Origin of the sequence: Amycolatopsis sp. NPDC023774, from assembly GCF_040639695.1 — a bacterium.
Taxonomy (GTDB): domain Bacteria; phylum Actinomycetota; class Actinomycetes; order Mycobacteriales; family Pseudonocardiaceae; genus Amycolatopsis.
The window spans coordinates 85,939-95,849 of record NZ_JBFAAJ010000022.1 but is presented as its reverse complement, the minus strand read 5'-3'; the positions used below and the strand labels follow the sequence as shown (position 1 = coordinate 95,849).

Genomic DNA, 9,911 nt, shown 5'->3' with positions numbered 1-9,911 from the left:
CGTCCGGCACCGTCGTACCGATGCGCGGCGACAGCGGCGCCTGCAACGGCTCGTCCGGCACCGTCGTACCGATGCGCGGCGACAGCGGCGCCTGCAACGGCTCGTCCGGCACCGTCGTACCGATGCGCGGCGACAGCGGCGCCTGCAGCGGCTCGCTCGGCACCGTCGTGCCGATGCGGGGCGACAGCGGTTCGCTGCCCGACGCGTAGCTGCCCGAGTCCCCGCTGGTGAAGCCCGCCGCGTCGTCGCTGCTGGCCAGCTGCTTGAGGAACGGCTGCGCCTCCTGGGTGTCGCCGTCCAGGTACGCCTGCGCCGTGGTGCGGACGTTGTCCGCCGTGGTCTGCATGCCCTCGGCCGCGGCGCTCACCGCGTCCTTGGCCTGCTGCCCCGTCGGGTTCACGATCGGCGGGAGAAACGCGCAGAGCAGACCGTACGCGTCGTCGCTCAACGCGTAGTCCGCCGCCTGCACGGCGCTGTTCAGCCGGTCCACGAGCCCGTCGAGGTGGCTGGCGTGCGCCGTCAGCTCGTCGGGTTCGACGTCGAAGCCTCCGCTGGTCATCCCCGCCTCACTTCCAGTCCTTGTTCTTCCAGTCGCCGATCACCGGTGGCGCGACGACCTCGTCCGGAGCGAAGAAGCTCGGGTCGTCCGACTCCACGTAGTCGGCGATCTTGTGCTCCTTGTCCTCCGGGCCCTTGCCGCCCTTCTGGCCGGCACCCATGCCGCCCATACCCGGCGAACCGGCCGCGCCCTTGGCGCCCGCCTGCGCGGCACCGCCACGTGCGGCCAGCTCCTCCTCGGTCGCCGCGGCACCGGAACCGGCGCCCGCGCCCGCCGCGGAGCCCGCGCCACCGAGGCCCGCGCCACCGAGGCCCGCGCCCTTGATGCCGGCGCCACCACCGATGCCGCCGATCCCACCACCGGCGCCACCGCCACCGCCGAGGCGGCTGCTGATGCTCTCGCCGTTGATGCCGCCACCACGGCCGATGGTCGGGATCTTGCCCGATCCCCCGCCGAGGCCACCGGAACCGCCGAGCGAGCCGCCGCCGACGCCGGTGCCGGGGTTGAACGGCGGCGGGGTGAAGCCCGTGCCGGAACCCGAGCCGCCGCCCAGGCCACCGCCACCGACACCGCCGCCCGGGTTCAACGGGGGCGGGTTGAAGCCGCCACCGCCGCCGATCCCGGAACCGCCGGGCCCGTCGGGCACGGTCAGCGGCGGGGGCGTGAAGCCCGAAGTCTTCGTGGTCTCGTCGTTCGGCAGGCCGGAGCCGCCGCCGAAGCCACCACCGGCACCGCCGATGCCGGAGCCGCCAGGACCGTCGGGAACGTTCAGCGGAGGCGGGTTGAAGCCACCGCCGCCACCCGCACCGCCGCCCGCACCGCCACCGGCGCCGCTCCCCGAGCCGCCGCCGAGGCCACCGCCACCAACGCCGCCCGGGCCGTCGGGCACGGTGAGCGGCGGCGCGTTGAAGCCACCGCCGGCGCCACCCCCGGCACCGCCACCCGCGCCACCGCCGGCACCACTCCCGGCACCGGCACCGCCGATCGGCAGTCCGTCGGGACCGACCGGCAGACCGTCAGGACCGACCGGCAGACCGTCAGGACCGATCGGCAATCCGTCGGGACCGACCGGAAGACCCTGGCTCCCGGCACCGCCACCGGCGGCGCCACCCGCGCCACCGCCGGCGCCACCCGCGCCGCCGCCGTTCGCGGCGGTCGAGCCCGGCAGCTTCGGCGGAGCCGCGAACGCCGGTGTCACGACGGCCGAACCGATCGTGTGGTCGTACTGCGTCATCAGCTGCGCGGCCTGCTGGCGCGCGGCCTGCTGCTCGGTGAAGGTCGCCATCGCCTTGGACGCCTGCGCGGCGTACTCGGTGGGGTCCTTGATCTGCTGCAGCTGCGCGTTGGCTTCCTGCACGTTGAACTGCACGGGCGGGTTCGCGGCCATCGCGATCTGCGTCTCGTTCAACGCCTGCGAGTGGATCTCCTGCTGGCGCCCGGCCAGGGTCGCGCCCTGGGCGGTGTTGCCGAGCCACTTGCCGACGTTCGCGAGGTGCTCGCGCGCCGCGTCGCCGCCCGCGCCCTGCCAGTTGCTCGTGCTGGCGCTGATCGCCTGCGCGAGGTTCTGCTGGTGCGTGGCCAGGTCGTTGCCGACCCGCACCCACTCCTCCGACGCCTCGGCCACGGTGCCCGAGTTCGCCTGCTGGGTGATGGCCTGCTGCATCTGCTCGTGCGTGGCCTGAGACCAGTCGGTGTAGGGCGCGCTGTCGGCCTGGCGCAGCTGGAGACCGCCGTCGAGGCCGGACTTCGCCTCCACGAGCCGCTGCTCGTAGAGCTCCTGGATCTTGTCGTTGCGCGTCTTCGGGTCGACGACGGGGCCGAGCCAGCCCTGGGCGATCTCGTCGTCGATCTCCTTGGTGGCTTCGGCACGGATCTGGTCACCGGAGGCGACGTCGTCCGGCTTGACCGGGCCGACGAAGTACTTCGACGACGAGTCGGCCGTCACGTCGTAGTAGGGGCTGTGCGGGTCGTAGTCCGGTGACGACGGGTCTGAGACCGCCGAGGTGGACGTGTCGGTTGTCATGGCCACGAGATCCTCCTCAGGTCAGCTCGTCGACGGGAAGGCGCTTGATCGTGTCGCGCGTTCCGGCTTCGGTGTTGCTGTAGTTCTGCTTCGCCAGCTTGATCGCCTCGACGTACGTCGGGAACTCGTCACGCGCCGCCTGCAGCTGCGTGAGCAAGCCCTGAGCGTCACTGGCGGTGTTGAGCATGTGGTTCGACACCCATTGACCGGTCGCCGTGGCCGACAGAGGCGGGGCCGTGCCCAGCTTCTGCAAAGCGTCCCACCGCGCCTGAAGGGTGTCGATCACACCCTCGAGCGCTTCGATCATCTGGTTGCCGGTGGTGTCGTCCACCGCGAAACTGCCGGTCTGCGCCAATCGCTTCAGCTCGGTCCCGGACAACTGCGGCGTCAGCTCACGCGCGGTCATCTTCACCGGGGTCGCGTCGTCGGCCACCGGATCTCCCTCCTCTTTGGTGCGCGCGCGTCAGTAGACGGCGGCGATGGCGTTCTGCACGGCGCGGGCCACGTCGGATCGCCCTGCGGGGACGTAGTCCGCGCTGAGGTCACCGGCCTCGCCGTGGGTGGTGTGGATCAGGTACCGGCCGTCCTGCGTGTCGAGCCAGCTGAGCGGGTCGGCCGCGCGCAGCTCGCCGTGCCGGCCCCAGCCGGTGACGGTGACGTGCCCGCCGCCGAGGCGCGGCGCGGCCATGACGCGCTCGAGCACCTCGGTGCTGCCGGGCGTCGGCGTCACGCGGGGGTCGGTGCGGCTGGGCCGCACGGTCCCGCGGACCTCGATCATCCCGAAGGCGTCCGTCTCCTCCTCGTCCTCGGCCGCCTCGGCGATGCGCCGCGCGGTCATCGCGGACACGGCGCGCTTCGCCTGCCGGTTCACCGTGTGGGCGCCGGTCGTCGCGGCGCGTGCCGGAGGCAGCACGCCGGTGACGACGTCGACGAGGTCCTCGTCGGCGAAGAGGGAGAACAGCAGTTCGTCGGTATGCGGGTTCTGCGTGATCCCGAGCGCCTGCCTGCCGTCACTGAGGGCGAGCACCGCGATGTCGGCGCCGACGCCGTCGACCCCGGCCACCGCGACGGAAACGCGCGGCCGGGCGAGCAGCCCGAACGCCGTCTGCACGTGGGGGCTGAGCTCCCCGTGAGTGGAGAGCCGCTTGTCCTCCATCGCCCGGTAGACCTGGGTCGCCACGCGGACGAACCGGATGGGATCCGAAGGCACCGTGCCGATCCGCAATGGGTACTGGCGGATGTCACCGCCGGTTGCCTGGCTGACCACAAGAGCTTCGAAGACGTCGAGAACGAACTCGAACCTGTCCGCCATACCCGAGAGCTTCCTTCCCCACGGCGGGTCGTGCACGGCGCTGAGCCGCGGTCCGGACACCTGCGCCAAAAGGGGTGCAGATGTCACTGATCGGAGCGTAGCAGTCCTGGTGTGGCGGGAAATCACCACTCGAACCGGTGCCCGAAAGACCATCCGTCCGTGTCAACCCGGGCACGACCTTCGCGCCCTTCCGCACCCATCACGTGGGCCGGACCCGATTCGGTTCACCGCGGTCCGGAAAAAGTTCGCGGACTTCTCCGGGGCGCCGAACCGGGGTTCGTTCGGGAGGCTCAGCCGAGCCGTGACTGGTACACGCGCAGGTTCAGCCGCACCAGTTCCAGCAGTGGTACGGACACCCCCAGCGCGTGCGCCCGGTCCACGAGGTCGCCGAAGATCTGCTCGCCCTCCACGGGCAGCCCCGCGGTGAGGTCACGGTAGAGCGAAGGCGCGCGCGGGGAGCCGACCTCGGTCACGGTGCCGCGGGCGTTCGCCAGGACGGCCGCCGCCGGCGGGTGCCCGGCGGCCGCCGCGACAGCCGCGCACTCGGCGACCACGGCCTCGGCGAACGCGATCCCGCCCGGCTGCCCGGCGACGTCGCCGACGGTGCCGCGCATGAGCGAGGTCACGGCCCCGATCGACGCGATGAACACCCACTTCGCCCACATCGCCGCCGTGATGTCCGGGGACAGCGCCGTGTCGAAGCCCGCACCCGAGAGCAGCTCGTGCGCCTCGGCGAGCCCGGCCGGCGCCGGCCCGGTTCGGGCGCCGTAGGTGAGCGACTGGAGATCGAAGAGCCGGCGGATGTCGCCCGCACCGTCCACAGTGGTCATCACGATCGCGACGCCGCCGAGCACCCGCTTCTCACCGAAGCGGGCCACGAGCGCGTCGATGTGGCGCAGCCCGTTGAGCACCGGCAGCACGAGGGTGTCCGGCCCGACCGCCGGCGCCACGTCCTCGATCGCCTGCTCGAGTCCCGCCGCCTTGACCGTGAACAGCACGAGGTCGTACGGCTCGGTGAGCTCACCGGCGCGCACGAGCTTGGGCGTGAGCACCGTCTCTTCACCGAGCCCGGTGATCCGCAGGCCGCGTTCCATCAGCGCGGCCGCTCGCCCGGGGCGCACCAGGAAGGTCACGTCACGGCCGGCCTGCGCCAGCCGGCCGCCGAAGAACCCGCCGGTCGCGCCGGCACCCACCACCAGAATTCGCTTCGCGCTCGTCACCGCTCCGACGCTAGGCCCCTGACTTGCCTAGGACAAGTCAGGAGTCGGCGCTCTCACACCCGGGGCCGCGCGCGGCCCCGGTCAGACCCCGACGACGCCGTCGACACCCTCGCGCAGGAAGTCGGCGTGGCCGTTGTGCCGGGCGTATTCGTGGATCAGGTGCAGCATCACCAGCCGCAGGGAGACATCCTTGCCCCATCGCGCGTTGTACGCGACGACGTCCAGCGACTCGGCGGCCGCCTCGATCCGGCGGGAGTGCTCCACCTCGGCCTGCCACGCGGCGAACGCCTCGGCCCGCGTGCCCTCGGTGGCGTCGTAGGCGACCTGGTAGTCCCCGTCGGCCGACCAGACCAGAGGCACATCTTCGCCGGCGATCACGCGGCGGAACCACGTGCGCTCGACCTCGGCCAGGTGCCGCACGAGCCCGAGGAGCGACAGCGTCGACGGCGGCATCGACTGGCGGCGCAGCTGCTCGTCCGAGAGGCCGTCGCACTTCATCGCGAGCGTCGCGCGGTGGAAGTCGAGGAACGCGCGCAGCATCTCCCGTTCCCCCGCGATCGCCGGCGGCCCGATCCGCTCCGTCGCCACGGCTCCCCCTTCACCCGGTGGCACGTCCGCGGTCAGGCTACCGGCGCGCCGAGGTGCTCCAGCAGGGCCGCGACCTTCTCGTCGAGGTCACGGCCGAGGCGGTCACCGCCGGGTCGCCGAAGCTGCCGAAGCGGCTGCTCGGGAGGTCGACGGTGAACCACGCGACACCGTCGGCGTCCTCGTGGATCGTGGTGCGCAGCGGCGCGTAGAGCAGCACGCCGGGCTCGTGCACGAACATCTGCCGGGCGATCGTGTGGTTGCCCATCAGGTACTCCGTGCACGGGCGCGGCGAGGCTCATCAAAGGCCCGACGTCGGTCTCCCAGTAGCACAGGAACCCGTGCGGCGGGCTCGCATCGGCGGCCGACCGAAGCTCGACCCGGCTCGAGCCGGCCAGTTCGTCGCCGCGGAGCTTCGGCACGGCGTCGGCGTACCGCGCGCGGAACCCGGTGAACGGCGCCGCCACGGGCACCTCCAGCCGCACGGTCTCGTGCGCGACCCGGCGTACGGACATGCGTCTTCCCCTCCCGTGTGGACCGTCTACTGTGGATTGGCGCAGCGGCGGATCTCGAGGAACACCAGCGGGGCCAGCACGAGGCAGCACACGACCACCACGGCGGCCACCAGCACGGTGGCCGCGGACAGGCCCTGCGCGAGCGAGAGCAGGCCGACGCCGATCACCGGGCCGCCGAGACCGAGGTAGCTGACCACGTAGTAGCTGCCGATCACCGCGCCGCGCTCGGCGGGCGGCGTCACGACCGTGAACTCGGCCAGCGCACCGGTGAACACGAGCCCGTGGCCGGTCCCCGTTACCACCAGCCACGCGACGCCGACCTCGTTCGCCACGACGAGCAGCGCCAACCCCGCGGCGAGCACCACGAGCCCGATCGCCTGCGCGGCCGTGGGCGCGAGCTTGCCCGCCCCGAACTGGACGAAACCGGACGTCGCGATCATCAGGGTGAGCGCGCCCGCCGCGACCGCGAGGTTGGCCGAGCCCAGCATTCGCGACACGAGCGAGGGCCCCACGGCCGAGAACATCCCGAGCACCGCCCACGCCAGGAACGACGACGCCCCGGCGATGAGGAACGTCCGCCGGACCACGGGCGGCACACCGAGCCGCGGCTGGCGCCAGCGCCGGAGCGCACCGCACGCGGCGTGCGGACCACGAGCAGCACCACCACGGCGACAGCCGTGGCGTGGACCACGAACGGCCCGCTGCCGCGGCAGCGGGCCGTACTGCGCGAGAAGGCCGCCGGCCAGCGGGCCGAGCGCGAGCCCGAAGGTGACGCACGCCGTGGCGGTCCGGGATGCTCGGCGCTGGTCACACGCGTCCTGGCCGGCGCTGTCGTTCAGCATCGCCTGCGCCGCCGCGGCGCCGGCGCCCATGCCCAGACCCTGCAGGACCCGAGCCGCGAACAGCCAGCCCGCGTCGGAGGCGAGCGCGAAAACCACGTCGCCGGCGAGGAACGCGACGAGACCGGACAGGATCAGCAGCCGGCGCCTGACGGCGTCGGACAGCGGCCCGGCCACACGAGCAGCGCCGGCACGATCACCGCGACCGCGACCGCGTAGAGCAGCGTCTGGATCAGCGCGGAGAAGCCGAAAGTGGTGCGCAGCAAGGCATACAGCGCGCTCGGCGGGTTGTTGCCGACGTACAGGGCGGCGAGCGTCGCCGCACCGGCAGCGAACGCCCCGCGCGGCGGACACGCGGACCTCCGCCAGACGTGGCTGCGACATGCCCGCACGGTGAACCTTGGCTTTCTCCGCGCAAGTCAGCTCGGACCGTAAGCACGTCGAAGGGGGCGCCCGCGAGTGCGGGACGCCCTCGAGGCAGGCTCAGCTCACCGGTTCGGCGAGTGCCACGGGTTCGGACGAGCGCCACGGCCGGTACCAGAGCATGTCCTCGCGGCGCATCGATTTTCCGCACTCGTCGCACAGCGTGCCGGGGCGGGTCCGCGCCCCGCAGGCGCCGTGGACGATCAGCATGCGCTCGGCGGGCGGATCGGAACGGGTGTGCTCGTCGCCCCACTCGGCGAGGGACAGCAGCACCGGCAGCGCGTCGGCGCCCGCCTTCGTAAGGCGGTACTCGTGGCGGGTGCGGCCGCCGTCACGGTAGGGCACCCGCGCGAGCAGCCCTGCTTCCGTGAGTTTGGCGAGCCGGGTCGTGAGCACGTTGTCGGCGATGCCGAGCTCGTCGCGGAACTCGTCGAAGCGCGCGGTGCCCGTGGTGGCGTTGCGCAGGATCAGCAGCGTCCACGGTTCGCCGAGCACGTCGACCGCCCGGGCGATCGGGCACGCGTGTCCGGACCACTGGATGCGTCGGGCCATCACCGCTCCCTTCCTTCCACCACACCGTGTTCGCTGCCTTTCGCGGTGCAAGCCGTCATCGACGGTAGCACGCGCCGGCGGGCGCTGGGCCGTCCGGCCGAACACAGCGCCTGCACAGCAACACACAGGAAACAGACAGGCGGAATCGGCTGCAACGCAGGGGCTCCGCGGCGTTGTCCCGGTATGGCAAGACGGCTGAGATGGGCGCTCGCCGCCGCGGGGCTCACCGCGACGGTCCTCACGACGGCAGTTGTCGTCACGGCGAGCACGCGGCACATGACGACGATGCCTGCGGCGCAGACGCTGCCGCCGCCTTCGTCCTCCCCCGCACCGCCGCCCACAAGCGAACCACCGACGTCGTCGACGACACCGACCACGCCCTCGACTCCCCTGCCCGACCCCTCGGCCGTGGCCGACGACGTCGTCGACGCGGTGACCGCAGCGTCGAGGGGCACGAAGGTCGGACTCGCGGTGTACGACACGAAGACGGGCAAGACCCTCGCGCTGAGCGACGCCGAAACCCCGTACTACACGGCTTCCGTGGTGAAACTGCTCATCGCGCTCGACTCACTGTACGACGACGGCACCTGGCAGGTCCCCGCCGGTGACACCGCCGACGAGCTCACCGACATGATCTCCGGCAGCAACGACGCCATCGCCGACAAGCTCTGGGAAGCCGACGGCGGGACCGCGATCGTCGGGCGGATGGCCGACCTCATCGGGCTTTCGCACACGCTCGAACCGACGGACCCGGGCCAGTGGGGCATGACGAAGATGAGCCCCGACGACGTGGTCAGCACCTACCGCTACCTCACCGACACCGTCCCCGACACCACGGCGCAACCGCTGCTCACCGCGATGGCCGACGCGCGCCAGCCCGCCGACGACGGCTACCCGCAGTACTTCGGCATCCCGGACGGCATGGCCGGCGCGACGTGGGAAATCAAGCAGGGCTGGATGATCCTGCGATCGGCGCTCGTGCTCAACACCACCGGGATCGTCGACTCGCGCTACGTCGTGGTGCTCCTGACGCAGCAGCCGGCCGCGACGTCGTCGGCGAAGGGCCGCGCCGCGGTGACCGCGGGGATCAAGGCGTTGGCGCCGGCACTGGCAGCGTGGACCGCGGGCTGACCGGTCGACTTTCGGAAGCTGTCACTGGGTCCGGACACGCGCCCGCCGCGCTCGGTCGATGTCCGGACCACGGTACAGCCGCTCCGGAATGGACGCCAGCGTCGACTCGCGCACCTGGGGGCCCAGGCCGTAGAGCTTCTGGAAGCTCATGATCAGCGGGCGCCACGCGTCGGGGTCCACGTGGTCGTCCGTGCCGGGCAGCCGGATGTCGTCGTGGACGAAGACGCGCTGGACGCGTACTTCCAGGCCCACGACGGAGCTGTGCTGGGGCTCGTCGCCGGCGGCGAAGGGGTGGGTGGCCTCGAGGACGGCCTCCATGGCCACCGGGCACTCGGCCACGCGCGGGGGCGCGACCGTCTCGGACGGGACCGGTGTGAGGCCCGCGCGGGAGAACTTGTCGGCGACGTGGAAGTAGCCGCGCTGCTGCTTGCCCGGTGGCACCGGGTCCGAGCCCGTGGTGAGCGCGAGCCGGTCGACGGCCGCGGCGAGAGCGGACGAAGGCAGGTTCAGCACGCATTCGCGCGTGCGCCGCAGGTTCTGGGTGGTCTTCGAGCGCGCGCCCAGGCCGAGCATGGCTCGCCAGCCGAGCCAGAACGCCGAGGACATCGGGGCGAGGTTCGCCGAACCGTCCTCATTGGTCGTCGAGATCAGCACCACGGGGGTACCGAAGTACAGGATTCCGGGCTCGATGGCCGTGTGCAAGGGAAACGTCGTGTTCACGCCCCCGAGTCTGCGCACCGCGGCCGCCCGCG

General features: G+C 72.3%; 10 protein-coding genes and 2 pseudogenes. 1 reads left to right on the top strand and 11 read right to left on the bottom strand.

From position 1 onward, the window contains the following. Positions 1 to 268 precede the first annotated feature (268 nt). From AB0F91_RS33600 to AB0F91_RS33555, 10 genes and pseudogenes are all read right to left on the bottom strand, one after another. Positions 269 to 559 (bottom strand): annotated as a pseudogene (locus AB0F91_RS33600) (type VII secretion target); the annotation flags it as partial. 7 nt (positions 560 to 566) lie between these two features. Beyond that, on the bottom strand, positions 567 to 2,582 hold the full coding sequence (locus AB0F91_RS33595; RefSeq protein ID WP_360604201.1) for a hypothetical protein: 2,016 nt from the start codon (positions 2,580 to 2,582) through the stop codon (positions 567 to 569). A gap of 16 nt (positions 2,583 to 2,598) precedes the next feature. Continuing rightward, positions 2,599 to 2,988, bottom strand: coding sequence for a hypothetical protein (locus AB0F91_RS33590; protein WP_360604199.1), 390 nt, complete (start codon positions 2,986 to 2,988; stop codon positions 2,599 to 2,601). 57 nt (positions 2,989 to 3,045) lie between these two features. Next, positions 3,046 to 3,894, bottom strand: a complete 849-nt coding sequence (locus tag AB0F91_RS33585) for an ESX secretion-associated protein EspG (protein ID WP_360604103.1) — start codon at positions 3,892 to 3,894, stop codon at positions 3,046 to 3,048. A gap of 290 nt (positions 3,895 to 4,184) precedes the next feature. After that, positions 4,185 to 5,114 carry a 2-dehydropantoate 2-reductase gene (locus AB0F91_RS33580; protein WP_360604101.1) on the bottom strand — a complete coding sequence of 310 codons (930 nt, stop codon included), beginning with the start codon at positions 5,112 to 5,114 and terminating at the stop codon, positions 4,185 to 4,187. A gap of 81 nt (positions 5,115 to 5,195) precedes the next feature. Continuing rightward, positions 5,196 to 5,702 carry a DinB family protein gene (locus tag AB0F91_RS33575; RefSeq protein ID WP_360604099.1) on the bottom strand — a complete coding sequence of 169 codons (507 nt, stop codon included), beginning with the start codon at positions 5,700 to 5,702 and terminating at the stop codon, positions 5,196 to 5,198. Between the two features lie 37 nt (positions 5,703 to 5,739). Continuing rightward, positions 5,740 to 5,976, bottom strand: a pseudogene (locus AB0F91_RS33570) (hypothetical protein); the annotation flags it as partial. Between the two features lie 264 nt (positions 5,977 to 6,240). Then, a complete protein-coding gene (locus AB0F91_RS33565) occupies positions 6,241 to 7,230 on the bottom strand; it encodes an MFS transporter (protein ID WP_360604097.1) in 990 nt (329 codons plus the stop codon). Continuing rightward, entirely contained in the window at positions 7,188 to 7,445 is a 258-nt protein-coding gene (locus tag AB0F91_RS33560) for a hypothetical protein (protein ID WP_360604095.1), read from the bottom strand. The genes AB0F91_RS33565 and AB0F91_RS33560 overlap by 43 nt, the downstream gene beginning before the upstream one ends. A gap of 91 nt (positions 7,446 to 7,536) precedes the next feature. Beyond that, positions 7,537 to 8,028, bottom strand: a complete 492-nt coding sequence (locus AB0F91_RS33555) for a helix-turn-helix domain-containing protein (protein ID WP_360604093.1) — start codon at positions 8,026 to 8,028, stop codon at positions 7,537 to 7,539. Positions 8,029 to 8,211: 183 nt separating this feature from the next. On the opposite strand from AB0F91_RS33555, the gene AB0F91_RS33550 reads away from it, so the two are divergent. Next, complete coding sequence (locus AB0F91_RS33550) at positions 8,212 to 9,159, top strand: hypothetical protein (RefSeq protein WP_360604091.1); 948 nt, start codon at positions 8,212 to 8,214, stop codon at positions 9,157 to 9,159. Positions 9,160 to 9,180: 21 nt separating this feature from the next. Here AB0F91_RS33550 and AB0F91_RS33545 read toward each other — a convergent pair whose 3' ends face one another. Continuing rightward, the gene (locus AB0F91_RS33545) at positions 9,181 to 9,879 is read right to left on the bottom strand and encodes a flavin reductase family protein (protein WP_360604089.1); all 699 of its coding nucleotides are present in this window, start codon (positions 9,877 to 9,879) and stop codon (positions 9,181 to 9,183) included. Positions 9,880 to 9,911 lie beyond the last annotated feature (32 nt).